This window comes from Devosia sp. Soil_C_22 (assembly GCF_057657195.1).
This window is the reverse complement of sequence record NZ_JBDGIY010000002.1, coordinates 311,230-327,373: the sequence shown is the minus strand read 5'-3', so window position 1 is coordinate 327,373 and position 16,144 is coordinate 311,230. Positions and strand designations below refer to the sequence as shown.

The window sequence follows — 16,144 nt, the reverse complement described above, 5'->3', positions numbered from 1 at the left end:
AGGACGAAGTGGACGCATTCCTCGCCTGGCTTACTGGCCTCATCGCCATCGTCATTCCGGGCTTCGGCGTCGACGCGACGCCGGGTTTTTCCGGCTATGTCGAAGCCCGCTACGTCTATGCCGCCCCCGCCTCGGCCGGCCCGATCGAGACCATCACGGTCAAGGAGGGTGACATGGTGCTTGCTGGCGACCTGTTGTTCCGCCTCAGGCAGGACCAGCAGCTTTCGGTTCTCGCCGGCGCCAATGCCCGGGTCGAGGCCGCCCGCGCCAATCTCGACAACCTTTCCACCGGCGGCCGCGAGGACGAGGTCGATGTTGCCCGCGCCAGCCTTGCCAAGGCCCAGGCCGACCTGAGCCTCGCCCGCGACACCTCGGCGCGCAGCGGCAAGCTGTTCGCCGAAGGCCTGATCACCCAGGCCCGCTACGACCAGGACCGCAACGCGCTCGCCAGCGCCGAAGCGCTGGTGCGCCAGCTCACCGCCCAGTTGCGCGTTGCCGAGCTGCCCGCCCGCGACGCCCAGCGCGTCGAGGCGGAGGCCAATCTTGCTGCCGCTGAGGCGGAAGCCGAGAGGGCGAGCTACGACCTCGCCGACCGCAACGTCACCTCACCCGCCGCCGGCCGCATCGAGCGCATTTTCTATGATCCGGGCGAGATGGTCGCGGCGGGGACGCCGGTCGTCTCGATCCGCCCCGAGGGCGCACTGAAGGTGAAATTCTACCTGCCCGAGACGGTGCGCGCCGAGTTTTCGCTTGGCCAGCAGGTCGCCATCACCTGTGACAGTTGTCCGGCCAACCTCACGGCGACGCTCACCCACTTCGCTTCGCAGCCGCAGTTCACCTCGCCCGTGATCTACTCGCGCGATGAACGCAACCGGCTGACCTTCCTTGCCGAAGCAACGCTCGACGGCGTCGACCTGCCCCCCGGCCAGCCGGTCACGGTGGAGCGGCTCCAATGAGTGGCGAGCTCGTCATCGATGTGAAGGGACTGACCAAGAATTTCGGGCCCAAGCGGGTGGTCGATCACTTCGACATCCAGGTCCCCAAGGGCGCGATCTATGGCTTTCTCGGCCCCAACGGCTCGGGCAAAACCACGACCATCCGCATGCTCTGCGGCCTGCTCACCGCCGACGAGGGCGAGGGTACCTGCCTGGGCTTCGACGTCCGCAAGGAGGCCGACCGGATCAAGGAGCAAGTCGGCTACATGACGCAGAAGTTCTCGTACTACGAGGACCTGTCGATCCGCGAGAATCTCGATTTCGTCGCCCGCATGTATCGGCTCGACAACCGCAAGGCCCGCGTCGACCATGCGCTGGCCGATCTCGGTCTCGCCGACCGCGCCAGGCAGCTCGCCGGCTCGCTCTCAGGCGGCTGGAAGCAGCGCCTGGCGCTCGCCGCCTGCCTGCTGCATGAACCCAAGCTGCTGCTGCTCGACGAGCCCACGGCCGGTGTCGATCCCAAGGCGCGGCGCGATTTCTGGGACGAGATCCGCCGGCTCTCGGCCGCCGGCGTCACTGTGCTGGTCTCGACCCACTACATGGACGAGGCCGTGCAGTGCGATTTCATCACTTACATCGCCTACGGCAGGAAGCTGATCGACGGGCCGTCGGCCAGGATCCCGGAAATGGTCGGGCTCGAAACCTGGCGGGTCGAGGGCCCCGACCTCGCCGCGCTCGAGGACCGGCTGCTCAAGGAAGCCGGCATCGTGCAGGTCGCCCGCTTCGGCACCGTGCTGCACGTCTCGGGCACCGACAAGCCGGCGCTCGAAGCCACCATTGAACGCTACAAGGCCGAGGGCACGCATCGCTGGAGCCTGCAGGTCGCGGGCCTAGAGGAGGCCTTCATCTACCTGATGGCCGGCGCACGCGACAACTTTGCCGGCGACGGCAAGCAGGCGGCCTGACCATGCTCTCGCCCAGCCGCTTCGGCGCCGTGCTCTACAAGGAATTCATCCAGATGCGGCGCGACCGCATCACCTTCGGCATGATGATCGGCCTGCCCATCATCCAGCTGTTCCTGTTCGGCTTCGCCATCAACTCCGACCCGCGCAACCTGCCGACCCTGGTCGAACTCGGCGACAACGGTCCGATCACCCGCGCCGTCATTGCCGGCATGCAGAACTCGACCTATTTCGATTTTCGTGGGCCGGTGGGGAGCGTCGCTGAAGGCGAGGAGGCTTTGCGCCGCGGCGACGCCAACTTCGTCATCGTCATCCCGCAGAATTTCGAGCGCGACGTGATTCGCGGCGACAGCCCGGAAATCCTCGTCGCCGCCGACGCCTCCGACCCGTCCGCCACCGGCGGTGCGGTCGCGGCGCTGAGCGGCATCGTCAATGTCGCGGTCTCCGAGACGCTGACCGGCCCGCTCGCCCAACCCGCGAGCCCGACCCCCTTCTCCGTCGTCGTCCACCGCGAGTTCAATCCGGAAGGCCGGACCTCGACCAATATCGTGCCAGGCCTCCTCGCCATCATCCTGTCGATGACCATGGTGATGATCACCGCCATCGCCATCGTGAAGGAGACCGAGCGCGGCACCATGGAGATGCTGATCGCCACGCCGGTCCGCCCGCTCGAGGTGATGCTGGGCAAGATCCTGCCCTATGTCTTCGTCGGCTATGTGCAGACGCTGGTCTTCCTCGTCGCCGCCCGGCTGGTGTTCGGCGTACCCTTCGATGGCAGCTTCTGGGCCTTTTTCCTCGGCTTCAACCTCTTCGTTCTGGTGAACCTTGCCCTCGGCTTCCTGATCTCGACCGCGGCGCGCAGCCAGATGCAGGCCATGCAGCTGAGCTTTTTCACCATCCTGCCGTCGATCCTGCTCTCCGGCTTCATGTTCCCCTTTGCCGGCATGCCCGGCTGGGCCCAGTGGATCGGCCAGGCCGTGCCCGCGACGCACTTCCTGCGCGTCGTACGCAAGGTGATGCTGAAGGGCGGCGAGCTCCCCGATGTCACCGGCGAGCTCTGGGCACTGGGCGCGATCCTCGTCGCCATCTCGGCGATCGCCATGCTGCGCTACCGGCAGACGCTGGATTGACGCCGGCTCGGCGTTCATCTGTCGTTAATGACCAGTTCACGTGCCTGCGAGGTTAATGGCAGCTCCACTGTCCTATCGGCAGGTGGCGATGCCACCGCGATTGCGCTAAGCCTCTACCGCAATGACAGGCGGAGACGGCGATGAAGGCGGTTGTGTTCGAGGCCTATGGCAGCCCGGCAAGGGTGCTCCGCACCATCGAGGCCCCGCTGCCCGAACCTGGTCCGGGCCAGGTCCGCGTAAGGCTGGTGCTCTCGCCCATCCACAACCACGACCTGATGATCGTCACCGGCCACTATGGCGTGAAGCCACCGCTGCCGCACCATCCCGGCACCGAAGCCCTTGGCATCGTTGACAAATTGGGTGACGGCGTAACCAATCTCGGCGTCGGCGACCGCGTCACCGGCGGCGCGAGCGGCGCCTGGGCCGAGTTCTACCTCGCCAATGCCGCCGGCCTCGTGGTCGTGCCGCCCGAGATCGACGACGCCACCGCCTGCCAGCTCACCGCCATGCCGATGAGCGCCGTGCGCCTGCTCGTCGATCTCGACGTGCAGCGCGGCGACTGGATCGTCCAGAACGCCGCCAACGGCGCCGTCGGCAAGATGCTGGCCATGCTGGCCGGTGAGAAGGGCATCCACGTCCTCAACCTCGTCCGCCGCGAAGAGGCCGTGGCCGAACTGCTGGCCGAAGGCATCGGCAACGCCGTTTCCACCGAGGATGACAACTGGCCGGAGCGCGTCGCGGCCGTTACCGGCGGTGCCCCGATCCTGCGCGCCGTCGACTCGATCGGCGGCCGCGCCAGCAACGACCTGATGGACCTCGTCGCCGAGGGTGGTCGCCTGGTATCCTTCGGCGCACTGAGCGGCCGGCCGGTCCAGGTCAGCGCCGAGAACCTGCTGTTCAAGAACACCACCGTCAGCGCCTTCTGGGGCGCACGCCCGGAAAAGAAGATGACCTCGGCCGAACTCGGCGCCGCCCGCCTGGACCTCGTCCGCCGCGCCGCCGCCGGCTCGCTCAAGCTGCCTATCGCCGAGGTGTTCCCGCTGTCTCAGGCCGCCGAAGCCGCCGAGGCGAGCAACACCAAGGGACGAGCCGGCAAGATCGCCCTCAGGCCGTGACCAGCCCGAACATCTGGTCTTGCCGCTGCCGCAGCGCGTAAAGGCGGGTCGTGGCGTCAGGCGCCGCGTTGGCGCGGGTCAGCAGTTCGCCCTTCTTGATCGGCGCCGTCACCTTGCCGCCTTCGAGCAGACCGACCGGCACGGCGTGCTTGGCGCGCGCATCCTCGACGGTGAGAATGAAGCTGCGATAGCAGGTCTCGCCGATGGCATCGAAGGTCTCGCCGATAGCGAGGTCGCGCTTGGCCACCGCGCAGACTTCCGCCACCGGGTTGGGCATCGGCACCATGTCCGGCTTGCCGTAGAGCATGATGCGCGCCGCCGTAAGCGGCACTTCCAGCGAGGTCAGGTGGTAGGGGCGGAAGAAGGCGTAATACGGCCCCTTGCCCACATGCAGGTCGTCCATGCGCTCGATGATGCGTGGGTGCTCGGCCTCGACGATGACGAACACGCCCGGCGCCACGCCCTTGCCGATGGTAAAATCGACGACGCCCTTCTTGTCGAGGATGCCGCCATCGGCCTTGGGGATCAGCACCTTCACCATCTCGTCGCGGTCGGCCTTGGGCCCGTGCATGCCAGGGACGTCCGGCACCAGCCCCGTGGCGTTGGCGATGCAGGCCATCTCGACCATGGTCTTGGAGCCATCGACGAACTCGACCAGCATGCGCGGGTTCATGTTGCGGCGCTCGGCTTCCTCGCGATAGTCGTCCGGAACCGCGTCGTGGTTCAGCGGATTGTTCTTGCCCTTGCCGGCCGAAACGATGCGATAGCCCAGCGCCGAGGCGAACTCGATCAGCTCCATGCACGAGCTCGGCTCGTCACCAGCGCCTACCGAGTAGATCACGCCCAGCCGGTCAGCCTGTTGCTTCAGATAGGGCCCGATGGTGACGTCGGCCTCGACATTCATCATCACGAGGTGCTTGCCGTGCTCCATCGCCATCAGGTCGTAGTCCGCCGCGACACCGGGCTTGCCGGTCGCGTCGATCACCACGTCGATGAGCGGGTTGGTCACCAGCGTCTCGGCCGAGGTGACGGCCATCTTGCCCGCCTCGATCGCCGCGGTGACCTTGGACTGCGTGTCGGCTTCCACCGCATGCGCATCGTCGCCATAGGCGATGGCCATTGCGGCTCGCGCCGTGTGCGGCCGGCGCGTCGCGATGGCGGAAATCTCGATGCCGCGCATCAGTCCGCCCTGCGTCACGAGGTCGGTGCCCATCTCGCCCGAGCCGATCACGCCCACCCGGATCGGCCGCCCCGCATCGGCCCGCACCTTCAGGTCGCGCGCAATGCCCGTGAGGTGCACATTGGTGAGCGGAATGGGGGGATTGATGGCTTTCATGCGGGGTGCTCTACCACCGGCCAACCAACATGGGAACCTGACAGATGACGGGCCAGCTCGAGGTTATTCGCGAAGGCCACCTCGGTATCATCGCGCTGAATCGCCCCGAAGCCATCAACGCGCTGAGCCTCGAGATGATCGACGGCATCACCCGCACGCTCGAGCAGTGGGCCGTCGATGACGACATCCGCCTGATCCTGTTCGAGGGCCGCGGCCCGCGCGGTTTCTGCGCCGGTGGCGATGTCCGGCATGTGCGCAAGCTCGTCCTCGATGGCGATCCGGCCGCTGCCGACGCGTATTTCTCAGCCGAGTACACGATGAACCGCCTGATCGCCGGCTACTCGAAACCCATCGCGGTCATTGCGTACGGCGCAGTGATGGGCGGCGGGATCGGGATTGCCGGCCACTGCGCCTTCCGCTTTGCGACGACCGACGCCCGCTTCGCCATGCCCGAGGCTGCCATCGGCTTTGTCTGCGATGTCGGCGTCAACGCCATCCTCGCCAAGGCTCCGTTGCCGCGGGCGCTCGGCTTTGCCATGAGCGGCGTGCCGGTGGGCGTCGCCGACGCCCTGGCGCTGGGGCTTACCGACTGCCCCATCGATCCCGCCCGCATCGAGGCGGTACGCGCCGGCATTGCCGCGGCCGCGGCCGCGCCGTCAGTCGAAACCGCGCTCGGCCTGGTGATGCAGGCCGAGATGGCCCCGATTGGCGAGCCCGCCTTCTGCCTCGCCATCGACCGTCATGCCGGACTCGACTGGGAGGATCTCGAAACCGTCCTCGCCCTGGCGGAACGCGAACCGCAACTGGCGCTGATCGGTCGGCGCTCCCCTACTAGCCTCGCCATCATCCACGCCAGCCAGCTCGCCGCCCGTCATATCCCCGATATCGCCGGCGTGCTCGACGTCGATTTGCGCCTCGCCGGCCTCATGGCTCGGCATCCCGATTTCGCCGAAGGCGTCCGCGCGGTGCTGGTCGACAAGGACCAGAATGCCGCATGGCATCCCGCCACCCTGGCCGGCGTCGACCGGGCCGCCATCAGGTCCGCAATTGTCGGCGCTACGGCGCCTGAGGGTCGCCGAACTTAGCACTTCTTAAACCGTTCCGACCGATGCTGCCCGCGGGGACCAGTCCACTGGGGGCATTGCCATTTTCATGGCCGAAGCGCGCAGCAAATCCATCGCCTTGCCGGCGATTGTTGATCTCGATGCGCTCGACCCTATTCGCGACGAGCTGCTGGATGCCATCGACTCCGGTCCCGTCGTCGTGAAGGTGGGCGCTGTCGAGCGCGTCGCCACCAATGCCCTGTTCATGCTGCTGGCCGCCGCCGAGACGGCGCGGCGCAACGACAATCCATTCAAGGTGGCCGAGGCCAGCGAGGCGTTCCGTTCCGCAGTGGAGCGTCTCGGGCTCGGCGACCAGTTTGCACCTGTTCTCGAGGGATGATGCGATGCGCGTTCTGACCGTAGACGATTCCCGGACCATCCTGGCGATGCTCCACCACACCCTCTCCAATGCCGGTTTCGAGGTGCTGCAGGCCGAGGACGGCAAGCAGGGCCTCGACGTGCTGAAGACCGAGAATGTCGACGTCGTCATCACCGATATCAACATGCCGGTGATGGATGGCATCGAGTTCATCAAGCATGTGCGTGCCACGGGCCTGCACAGCTCGCTCCCCATCCTGATCCTCACCACCGAGACCAGCCAGGACAAGCGCGATCAGGGCCGCGCCGCCGGCGGCACCGGCTGGATCGTGAAGCCATTCGACCCCGAAAAGCTGATCTCGGTCATCCACCGCGTCGTGCACTGACGACTTCCTGAGCCAGAACGGCCAACTAAAACCCAGAAGGGTTCCTCGACTTTGAGCGACCTCGACGACTTCAAGGCGACGTATTTCGATGAATGTTCCGAGCTCCTGCTCGAGCTCGAGGAGCAGTTCGCCACCATCGAGGAAGGCGACCGCTCGAACGACCGACTGAACGCGGTCTTTCGCGCCATCCACTCGATCAAGGGCGGCGCCGGTGCCTTCGGCTTTACCGGCCTCGTCGGCTTCGCCCATGCCTATGAGACCCTGCTCGACCATGTGCGCGACGGCCGCATCGAGCTCACCGAGCACGTCGCCACCCTGTGCATCCGCGCCAACGACATCGTCGCCGACTATGTCGCGGCGGCCCGCGACGGCATCGAGCTCGATCCCGGCTACGGCGCCGAGGAGAAGCTGCAGTTCGATGGCCTGACCTCGGGCGACCCCGATCTGGCGGGCGAGCCGATGGAGGAGTTCGACATCGATTTCGTGCCGGTGATGGTCTCCATCCCCGGCGCCAAGGATGACCTCGCGGCGACCCCGCTCGATATCGCCGTCGTCGACGACAGCTTCGAGGCCCCGCCGCTGCCGCCCGAGAGCGGCACCTGGACCATCCGCTTCACCCCGCATACCGAACTCTACGCCCGCGCCAACGACCCGCTGCTGCTGTTCCGCGAGCTGGCGACGCTCGGCGACATCCGCATTCGCGCCATGGTCGACGAGATCCCGGCGCTCGCCGATTTCGAGCCCTTCGGCGTCTATTGCAGCTGGGAAATCGCGCTGCGCTCATCCACCGCCTCGGAAAGCGCCATCGGCGAGGCCTTCGAGTTCGTCGAGGGCAATTGCGATCTCGAGATCACCCGCGGCAGTATCGTTGATTTCGGCGCCCGCGTGCCGCTGCTCGAAGCCGCGGCGATGCCCTCGTTCGAGGACCTGCTCGGCCCGATCGACGACGACGAGCTGGCGCTGACCGCCGATACCGAGGCCGATCTCGAAGTCGAGGCCGATGCCGGCGCGAACCCGCTGAGCTTTGCCGAGCTGGCCGAAACGCTGAAGCCGGCGCTCAAGGCCGCCCCGCCGGTGATGCCGCCGCCGTTAAAATCAGCTGCTCCCGTAGCCGACGAGTTCGAGGGCGAGAACGATCGTCGGAGCGGGCAGGAAGATCGCCGCAACGGCGTGCAGTCCATCCGCGTCGACCTCGACAAGATCGACCGCGTCGTCAACATGGTGGGCGAACTGGTCATCACCCAGTCCATGCTCACCCAGCAGATGGATGAAACCCTGCGCGCCCGCTACCAGGAACTGGTGCGCGGCCTCGAAGTCCTGGCCCAGACCACCCGTGGCCTGCAGGATTCAGTGATGTCGATCCGCGCCCAACCGGTGAAGACCGTGTTCAGCCGGATGCCGCGCCTCGTCCGCGAGCTCGCCAGCAAGACCGGCAAGAAGATCCGGCTCGAAACCATCGGCGAGAACACCGAGATCGACAAGACGATCATCGAACAGCTTTCCGATCCGCTCACCCACATGATCCGCAACTCGGCCGACCACGGCATCGAGAGCCCGGAAAAGCGGCTCGCCGCCGGCAAGCCCGAATCGGGCACGGTGCGGCTCTCGGCCGAGCAGGCCGGCGGCTCGATCCTGATTGCCGTCGAGGACGATGGCGGCGGCATCAACCGCGAGCGCGTGTTGCAGGTGGCGCGCGAGCGCGGCGTCGTCGGCCCCGACCAGCAGCTTTCCGACGAGCAGATCGACCAGCTGATCTTTGCGCCCGGCTTCTCTACCGCCTCAGAAGTGAGCGACATTTCCGGCCGCGGCGTCGGCATGGATGTCGTTCTCTCCAATATCAAGAAGATCGGCGGCTCGGTGCATGTGAAGAGCTGGGCCGGCCGCGGCACGCGCATGACGCTGAAGCTGCCGCTGACGCTCGCGGTGCTCGACGTCATGCTGGTCAAGGTCGCCCACTGCCCCTACGTCATCCCGCTCTCCTCGATCGTCGAGACGATCCAGTGCGCCCGCGCCAATTTCTCGCGCATGCCGACTGGCGGCCAGGTGCTGCAGGTGCGCGGCGAGTACGTACAGGTGGTCGACCTCGCCACCCGCTTCGAGATGACCACCGAAGTGGCGCGTGACAACCGCTTCGTAGTGCTGTGCGAGGCCGAGGGCGGCGTGAAGGTCGCGCTCATTGTTGACGACATCATCGGCCAGCAGCAGGTCGTCATCAAATCGCTGGAAGAGAACTTCCAGTCCATCGAAGGCATTGCCGGCGGCACCATCCTTGGTGACGGCAATGTCGCCCTGATCGTGGACGTGCAGGGCCTCAAGTCCCACTCCTCCCCCCACAAGAGCGCCGCGTGAGCGGCATGATGCCGGCAGGAGCCGGTTCGGAAAGGCCAGAACATGGAAGCCCTCGCATTCAAGGATGACTACACCAACGGCTCCGGCACCCAGGCCGCCAACAGCCTGCAGCTGATCGCCTTCTCGATCGGCGAGCAGACCTACGGCGTCGAGATCACCACGGTGCGCGAGATCCGCGCCTGGAATGGCGCGACCCCGCTGCCCAACACGCGCGATTTCGTGCGCGGCGTGATCAACCTGCGCGGCACGATCGTTCCGATCTTCGACCTGCGCGCCCGCTTCGGCGAAGGCCAGACCTCCCCGACCAAGAACCACGTCGTGGTGGTGATGTCGGTGGGCGACAAATGGGTCGGCATCCTCGTCGATGCCGTGTCCGACATCCTGACGGTGTCCAAGGAAGACATCCACAACGTCCCCGAGGGCAACTCGATCGACACCGAGCTGCTCAACGGCATCGTCACCCACGATAGCCGCATGGTCGGCCTCATCGACCTCCACGCCGTCGTCTCCGGCGCCCGCGTCGACGCCTGATCGTAGGCCCAAGCTTGCGTGCGAGGCCGCCTCCGGGCGGCCTTTGCTTTTGAGTCGGCTTGACTCTGCCCCGGACTCTGGTGTTCCCTATTTGTTCTCTCGTGAGCAGATAGGAGGCTCGGTATGCGGGGCCTCGCCATTGCTGATCTCGATGCCTTGCGGCGCAGGATTGCTGCGCTGGAAAAGCGGCCCGTGCTGGCCGACGGGGTGGCTATTGCCGCGGCGCGGCCGGGCCGGCCGGTGGCGGCTAATGACACGCGTCCGCGTATCGAGGAATTGCTCGCCATTCCGCCCGGCGTGTTGCACGAGGTGTTCGTCGACGAACAGCGCAACGGTACGGCGGGACTGGGCTTTGCGCTCGGGCTCGCGCGCGGGCTGCTCGGCGGCGGTCGGCAGGCGATTCTCTATCTGCAGCTGGTCGAGCAGGCCCAGGAAATGGGCGTACCCTATGCACTGGGGCTCAACCGCTTCGGCATCGACCCCGACCAGCTGATCCTCGCCCGCACCAATTCGCTCACCGAGCTGCTCTGGGCCATGGAGGAGGCGATTGCCTGCCGGGCCGTGGCCGGGGTGATCGCCGATATCCATGGGCGTCCCAAGGCACTCGATTTCACCGTGTCGCGCCGACTGTCACTGCGCAGTTCGGCCGGCGGCAGCTCGGTTTTCCTCATCCGCTATGGGCGGGAACGAGAGGCGAGCGCAGCAAAACTGCGCTGGCGGGTGGAGCCCGGACTGAGCGCCGGGCAGCCTTTCGATCCGCAGGCGCCGGGCCCGCCCCGCTACCTCGTCGACATCGAAAAACGGCGGCTCGCCGGGAAAAGCCCGCGGGTCGAAACCATGCGCCTAACCCTGGACTGGACTGAAAATGGGTTCGTTTCTGCTGAAGACGGAAGCCGGACCGGCCAAAGCTCTGCCGCGCCGTCACCTCGCTTTGTCGCTGCCGCGCTGGGCGACCGATACTCTCAGGCGGGCTGATCCCGCCCTTGCGGCCTCCGGGCGCCCGCTGGCGCTGTGGGAGAAGCAGAAGGGCGCGATGAAGCTCATGGCCGTGGACGCTACCGCCGCAGGAAAAGGGCTGGCGCCGGGCCAGAACCTCTCCGATGCGCGCGCCCTCGTGCCCGATCTCGAAGTCCGCGAGGCCGATCGCAACGCGCTCGAGCATATCTTCGCCGATTTCGCCGACTGGCATTCCAATGCGAGCCCCATCGTTGCGGTGCTCGGCGATGTCGCCGCCTATGGCGACCTGGTGCTCGACATCACCGGGGTGGCGCACCTGTTCGGCGGCGAGGAGAAGATGCTCGCCCAACTGGTCGGGCGGCTGCGTGGGCTCGGCTTCACGGTGTCCGGAGCCATTGCCGATACGGTCGGGGCAGCCTGGGCGCTGAGCCATTTCCGGCCGGGAATCATCGCGCCGGTGGGACAGCGCGAGGCACTTGCCGACCTGCCGGTAGTGGCGCTGCGGTTGAGCGAGGCGCAGGTGGCCGGGCTCAACCAGATGGGATTGAAGACCATCGGCCAGCTTTATGGCCGGTCGCGCAAGGCGCTGCAGGCGCGGTTCGGGCTGTCGCTGCTGCTCCGGCTCGACCAGGCCCTGGGCGAGATCGAGGAGAAGATCACCCCGCGCATTCCGCTCGCCGAGCATTTTGCCGAGCAGCGCTTTGCCGAACCGATCGGCTATCTCGACGACGTGCTGATGATGGCGCGCGACCTCGCGGTGCGGCTCGCCATCCGGCTCGAGGCCGAGCAGATGGGGGCGCAGAGCTTTCACCTGTTCCTCTACCGCGTCGACCACAAGGTCATCACGCTGTCGATCAATGCGGCGCGGGCGACGCGCGACGCCAACCATATCGCCCAGCTTTTCGTGCACCGCTCGGAGCGGCTGGTGGGCGAGTACGATGCCGGCTTCGGCATCGACATGATCCGGCTGGCGGCGAGCTCGCTGTCGCCGATGGCAAGCACGCAGATCGGCGCCTTCGAGACCGATGACGGCGCGCGCGACCTCGACCGGCTCTATGACCGGATGAGCAACCGGCTGGGGCCGGCGGCGCTGGTGCGCAGCAAGTTCGTCAACACCCACATCCCCGAGCGGTCGGTCAAGCTCGAGCCGGTGGTGGCGCGTACCCCCGATGATCCAGAGGCTGTACCTGCCAAGGACATGGTGCGCCCACTGCGGCTGCTGCCTCTGCCCGAGCCGATCGAGGTGATTGCCGAGGTTCCCCATGGCCCGCCCATGCGCATGGTGTGGCGACGCATATCCTACCGCGTCACCAAGACTTCGTTGCCGGAACCCATCGATGCCATCTGGTGGCATTCGGGCGAAGCGCTCGAACAGGCCTTGCCTGCACAGAAGCGGGAGAGACGCGGCGACCCGCGGGACGACCAGAAGGCCGAAAAGAAGGCGAGACAACTGCCGGCAAAGCCCGAGCATGTGACCAGGCTCAAGCAGTTCAATCCTGCCAGGGTCACCCGCAATTACTACGTCATCGAGGACGATGGCGGACGACGGTTCTGGGTGTTCCGCCTCGGTCTTTATGGCACCGGCGAGATGCCGCGCTGGTTCATGCACGGGTTCTTCGCATGAGCGCCGCCTATGCCGAGCTGGTGGTGACCAGCAATTTCTCGTTCCTGCGTTCAGGCTCGCATCCCGAAGAGATGGTCTCAGCCGCCATCGCCATGGGCATGAGCGGCGTTGGCATTGCCGATCGGAATAGTTTTGCCGGAGTGGTGCGGGGCTATATCGCCTGGCGCGACCTCAGGGAGAGCGCTCCTGACTTCCGCTATGTGGTCGGTGTCCGTCTGATCTTCGACGACATCACGCCGCAGATCATCGCCTATCCATCCGATCGCGAAGCCTATGGCCGGCTCTGTCGATTGTTGAGCCGAGGCAACCTTCGCGACGGCAATGAAAAGGGCAACTGCCTGCTCCACTTCGCCGACCTCGCAGATTTTGCCGAGGGTCAGTTGCTGATTCTCAGTCCTGACGAGACCGATTGGGTGGCCACGGAGAATGTACTTGGACAGCTTGCAGCGCTCGCGCCCGGGAATGTGTGGCTCGCTGCCGCGCACACCTATAAGGGCACCGATCGCGCCCGGCTCAACCGACTGGCCGACATGTCACGCAGACTCGGCGTACCGATGCTCGCCACCAATGACGTGATCTACCACGAGCCCAACCGCAAGATCCTGCACGACGTGGTCACCTGCATCCGCGAACACCTGACACTCGAAACGGCAGGACGACGGCTCGAGCAGAATTCCGAGCGTCACCTGAAACCTGGATCGGAGATGGCTCGGCTGTTCGCCGACCATGCCGGGGCTCTGGCTGAGACGCAGCTTCTGCTCGATCGGATCGACTTCTCGCTCGACCAGCTGCGCTACAATTATCCCACCGAGACCATCGGCAATGGTGAGACGGCGCAGGAGACGCTGGAGCGGTTGACCTGGATCGGCGCTGAAAAGCGCTACCCCCAGGGCGTCCCCGACGAGATCAAGCGTACCGTCTGGAGCGAACTCTGCCTGATCGCGTACAAGGGCTACGCGTCCTATTTTCTCACAGTCGAGGACGTGGTCCGCTACGCGCGGCACGAATTGAACATCCTGTGCCAGGGGCGCGGTTCGGCAGCCAATTCCGCCGTCTGCTATTGCCTGGGCGTCACCTCCGTCGATCCGACCGTCGTAAAGCTGGTCTTCGGCCGGTTTCTTTCCACCGAGCGCGACGAACCTCCCGACATCGACGTCGATTTCGAACACGAGCGGCGCGAGGAGGTAATGCAATATGTCTACAAGAAGTATGGCGGCAAGCGCACCGGGCTGACCGCGACGGTCATCTGCTACCGCTCCAAGAGTGCCATTCGCGAGACGGCGAAAGTTTTCGGCATCTCGGACGACACCATCGCTGCACTCAACCAACTGCACTGGGGCTGGGGCAATGCGGCGGGGGCTGAGGGCACCAAGATGATCGGCCTCGACCCGGACGATCCGACATTGACGCAGATGTTCAACGTGGTTGCGGTTCTCAAGACTTTCCCCCGACATCTGAGCCAGCATGTCGGCGGTTTCGTCATCACTCGCGATTCCCTCGAAAGTCTCGTGCCGATCTCCAAGACGGCAATGGAGAGCCGCACCATCGTCGAGTGGGACAAAGACGACATCGACGCCCTCGGCATTCTGAAGGTCGATATCCTGGCGCTCGGCATGCTGACCTGTCTCAGGCGCTCATTCGAGCTGCTGCACCAGCATTACGGGCGCGACGTGAAGCTCGAGGATTTGATGGCCGAGGAGGGCGAGCCCGAGGTCAGGGCGCCGGTCTACCGGATGACGCATCGGGCCGACACGATCGGCGTGTTCCAGATCGAGAGCCGGGCGCAGATGTCGATGCTGCCGCGATTGAAGCCGGTTGAGTTCTACGACCTCGTCATCGAGGTGGCGATCGTCCGCCCCGGTCCGATCCAGGGTGGCATGGTGCATCCGTATCTGAAGCGGCGTCTCGGGACCGAGAAGGTCGAGGACATGCCGGACGAGCTCTATCAGGTGATGAAACGTACTTTCGGCATCCCGCTGTTTCAGGAACAGGCGATGCAGATCGCCATCGTTGCCGCCGGTTTTACCCCCGGTGAGGCCGATAAGCTCCGGCGCGCTATGGCCACCTTCCGGCGCAACGGCACCATCCATACGCTTAGGAAACGTTTCATCTCGGGCATGATTGAAAACGACTACAAACAGGAGTTCGCTGAACGCTGCTTTGCCCAGATCGAGGGTTTTGGCGACTACGGCTTTCCCGAAAGCCACGCCGCCTCGTTCGCGCTGCTCGTCTATGCGTCGTGCTGGATGAAGTGCCATTACCCCGATGTATTCGCCTGCGCGCTGCTCAACAGCCAGCCAATGGGCTTTTACTCGCCGGCCCAGATCGTGCGCGACGCCATCGAGCACGGCGTCGAAGTCCGCTCGGCCGACGTGAACCTCTCCGATCTCGTCCATGTGCTGGAGTCGGGTTTTCCGGCGCGTGAGCGCATCGCCAAGCAGCACAAGGAGATGCATGACGATATCTGGTCGACCAAGGCCATCCGGCTGGGCCTCAAGCAGGTGCTCGGTCTCAAGGAGGATCATGCCAACCTGATCGTTGCCCGGCGTAGCGACGGCTACGCTTCGATCCGCGACCTCTGGGTGCGCACCGGCGTGCCGGTGGCAACGCTCGAAAAGCTGGCCGAGGCTGATGCATTCGGCTCGATGGGCCTGAGCCGCCGCGAGGCGCTGTGGATCGTGCGCGGCCTCAACGGCGTCGCCGGCGCCGAGCAGCTGCCGCTGTTTGCCGAGGCCAAGCGCATCTCCAAGCCCGACGACAAGGCCGCGGACCTGCCGATCATGCCCGGCGGCGAGTCGGTGGTGCACGACTATCGGACGCTGTCGCTGTCGCTGAAGGGTCACCCGGTCGGCTTCCTCCGCCCCGAACTCGAGCGGCGCGGCACGACCCGATGCGCCGACCTCGTCGACCTGCCCAATGGCCGCATCGTCGAAGCCGCCGGGCTGGTGCTGGTGCGCCAGCAACCGGGCACGGCCAGCGGCGTGATCTTCATGACGCTCGAGGACGAGACCGGCATCGCCAACATCATCGTGTGGAACAAGACCTTCGCGAAACACCGACAGGTCGTGCTCGGCTCGCGCCTGCTTGCCGTGCGCGGGCAATTGCAGCGCGAAGGTCTCGTCACCCACATCGTCTCCCGCGATTTCACCGATTTCACCCCGCGCCTGATCGAACTGGCCCAGGGCCACGACCTTGGCGACTCGACCCTGCTGCGCAGCGACGAAGGCCGCACCGGCCCCCTCCCCGGCCGCGACGAGGGCGAACGCCGCCGCACCGAAATGCTCGAACGCCAGGCCCGCGCGGCGTTGCCGTCGGGCCGCAACTTCCATTAGCCGTCGAAGAATCTCCTCTCCGCGGCTTGACCGGGACGTGAGGGTTCCGCCACTTTTGCGGCGCTG

General features: G+C 65.8%; 13 protein-coding genes. 12 read left to right on the top strand and 1 reads right to left on the bottom strand.

The genetic code is table 11. The features are described 5' to 3' along the window. Window positions 1-8 precede the first annotated feature (8 nt). The 4 genes from AC3A6I_RS18675 to AC3A6I_RS18660 all read left to right on the top strand — a co-directional run bounded on the left by AC3A6I_RS18675 (window position 9) and on the right by AC3A6I_RS18660 (window position 4,142). Window positions 9-956: an HlyD family secretion protein gene (locus AC3A6I_RS18675; protein ID WP_487545371.1), complete on the top strand. Its 948-nt coding sequence runs from the start codon at window positions 9-11 to the stop codon at window positions 954-956. After that, a complete protein-coding gene (locus AC3A6I_RS18670) occupies window positions 953-1,900 on the top strand; it encodes an ABC transporter ATP-binding protein (protein WP_487545370.1) in 948 nt (315 codons plus the stop codon). Before AC3A6I_RS18675 ends, AC3A6I_RS18670 begins: the two co-directional genes overlap by 4 nt. A 2-nt stretch (window positions 1,901-1,902) precedes the next feature. Continuing rightward, window positions 1,903-3,027 carry an ABC transporter permease gene (locus tag AC3A6I_RS18665; protein WP_487545369.1) on the top strand — a complete coding sequence of 375 codons (1,125 nt, stop codon included), beginning with the start codon at window positions 1,903-1,905 and terminating at the stop codon, window positions 3,025-3,027. Window positions 3,028-3,167: 140 nt separating this feature from the next. Then, on the top strand, window positions 3,168-4,142 hold the full coding sequence (locus AC3A6I_RS18660; RefSeq protein WP_487545368.1) for a zinc-binding dehydrogenase: 975 nt from the start codon (window positions 3,168-3,170) through the stop codon (window positions 4,140-4,142). On the opposite strand, the gene AC3A6I_RS18655 is transcribed toward AC3A6I_RS18660, so the two are convergent. Beyond that, complete coding sequence (locus tag AC3A6I_RS18655; protein WP_487545367.1) at window positions 4,132-5,478, bottom strand: NAD(P)H-dependent oxidoreductase; 1,347 nt, start codon at window positions 5,476-5,478, stop codon at window positions 4,132-4,134. The genes AC3A6I_RS18660 and AC3A6I_RS18655 overlap by 11 nt on opposite strands. Window positions 5,479-5,522: 44 nt before the next feature. On the opposite strand from AC3A6I_RS18655, the gene AC3A6I_RS18650 reads away from it, so the two are divergent. The 8 genes from AC3A6I_RS18650 (at window position 5,523) to AC3A6I_RS18615 (ending at window position 16,078) form a co-directional block, all read left to right on the top strand. Then, window positions 5,523-6,563, top strand: a complete 1,041-nt coding sequence (locus AC3A6I_RS18650; protein ID WP_487545366.1) for an enoyl-CoA hydratase/isomerase family protein — start codon at window positions 5,523-5,525, stop codon at window positions 6,561-6,563. Window positions 6,564-6,630: 67 nt separating this feature from the next. Beyond that, on the top strand, window positions 6,631-6,921 hold the full coding sequence (locus AC3A6I_RS18645; RefSeq protein WP_487545365.1) for an STAS domain-containing protein: 291 nt from the start codon (window positions 6,631-6,633) through the stop codon (window positions 6,919-6,921). Window positions 6,922-6,925: 4 nt separating this feature from the next. Further along, the gene (locus tag AC3A6I_RS18640; RefSeq protein WP_487545364.1) at window positions 6,926-7,285 is read left to right on the top strand and encodes a response regulator; all 360 of its coding nucleotides are present in this window, start codon (window positions 6,926-6,928) and stop codon (window positions 7,283-7,285) included. A gap of 51 nt (window positions 7,286-7,336) precedes the next feature. Beyond that, entirely contained in the window at window positions 7,337-9,634 is a 2,298-nt protein-coding gene (locus tag AC3A6I_RS18635) for a chemotaxis protein CheW (RefSeq protein ID WP_487545363.1), read from the top strand. Window positions 9,635-9,676: 42 nt separating this feature from the next. Then, the gene (locus AC3A6I_RS18630; RefSeq protein ID WP_487545362.1) at window positions 9,677-10,165 is read left to right on the top strand and encodes a chemotaxis protein CheW; all 489 of its coding nucleotides are present in this window, start codon (window positions 9,677-9,679) and stop codon (window positions 10,163-10,165) included. 123 nt (window positions 10,166-10,288) lie between these two features. Continuing rightward, entirely contained in the window at window positions 10,289-11,140 is an 852-nt protein-coding gene (locus AC3A6I_RS18625) for an ImuA family protein (RefSeq protein WP_487545361.1), read from the top strand. Next, window positions 11,031-12,746, top strand: a complete 1,716-nt coding sequence (locus AC3A6I_RS18620; RefSeq protein WP_487545360.1) for a Y-family DNA polymerase — start codon at window positions 11,031-11,033, stop codon at window positions 12,744-12,746. Before AC3A6I_RS18625 ends, AC3A6I_RS18620 begins: the two co-directional genes overlap by 110 nt. Continuing rightward, window positions 12,743-16,078 (top strand): error-prone DNA polymerase, encoded by a 3,336-nt coding sequence (locus AC3A6I_RS18615; protein ID WP_487545359.1) that lies wholly within the window; start codon window positions 12,743-12,745, stop codon window positions 16,076-16,078. Before AC3A6I_RS18620 ends, AC3A6I_RS18615 begins: the two co-directional genes overlap by 4 nt. Window positions 16,079-16,144: the final 66 nt, after the last annotated feature.

What these genes read in the sequence shown, in the direction of transcription:
- AC3A6I_RS18645 (WP_487545365.1), top strand. Translation starts at nt 6,631, where the DNA reads ATGGCCGAAGCGCGCAGCAAATCCATCGCCTTGCCGGCGATTGTTGAT.
- AC3A6I_RS18660 (WP_487545368.1), top strand. Translation starts at nt 3,168, where the DNA reads ATGAAGGCGGTTGTGTTCGAGGCCTATGGCAGCCCGGCAAGGGTGCTC.
- AC3A6I_RS18665 (WP_487545369.1), top strand. Translation starts at nt 1,903, where the DNA reads ATGCTCTCGCCCAGCCGCTTCGGCGCCGTGCTCTACAAGGAATTCATC.
- AC3A6I_RS18670 (WP_487545370.1), top strand. Translation starts at nt 953, where the DNA reads ATGAGTGGCGAGCTCGTCATCGATGTGAAGGGACTGACCAAGAATTTC.
- AC3A6I_RS18640 (WP_487545364.1), top strand. Translation starts at nt 6,926, where the DNA reads ATGCGCGTTCTGACCGTAGACGATTCCCGGACCATCCTGGCGATGCTC.
- AC3A6I_RS18650 (WP_487545366.1), top strand. Translation starts at nt 5,523, where the DNA reads ATGACGGGCCAGCTCGAGGTTATTCGCGAAGGCCACCTCGGTATCATC.
- AC3A6I_RS18630 (WP_487545362.1), top strand. Translation starts at nt 9,677, where the DNA reads ATGGAAGCCCTCGCATTCAAGGATGACTACACCAACGGCTCCGGCACC.
- AC3A6I_RS18615 (WP_487545359.1), top strand. Translation starts at nt 12,743, where the DNA reads ATGAGCGCCGCCTATGCCGAGCTGGTGGTGACCAGCAATTTCTCGTTC.
- AC3A6I_RS18625 (WP_487545361.1), top strand. Translation starts at nt 10,289, where the DNA reads ATGCGGGGCCTCGCCATTGCTGATCTCGATGCCTTGCGGCGCAGGATT.
- AC3A6I_RS18620 (WP_487545360.1), top strand. Translation starts at nt 11,031, where the DNA reads ATGGGTTCGTTTCTGCTGAAGACGGAAGCCGGACCGGCCAAAGCTCTG.
- AC3A6I_RS18655 (WP_487545367.1), bottom strand. Translation starts at nt 5,478, where the DNA reads ATGAAAGCCATCAATCCCCCCATTCCGCTCACCAATGTGCACCTCACG.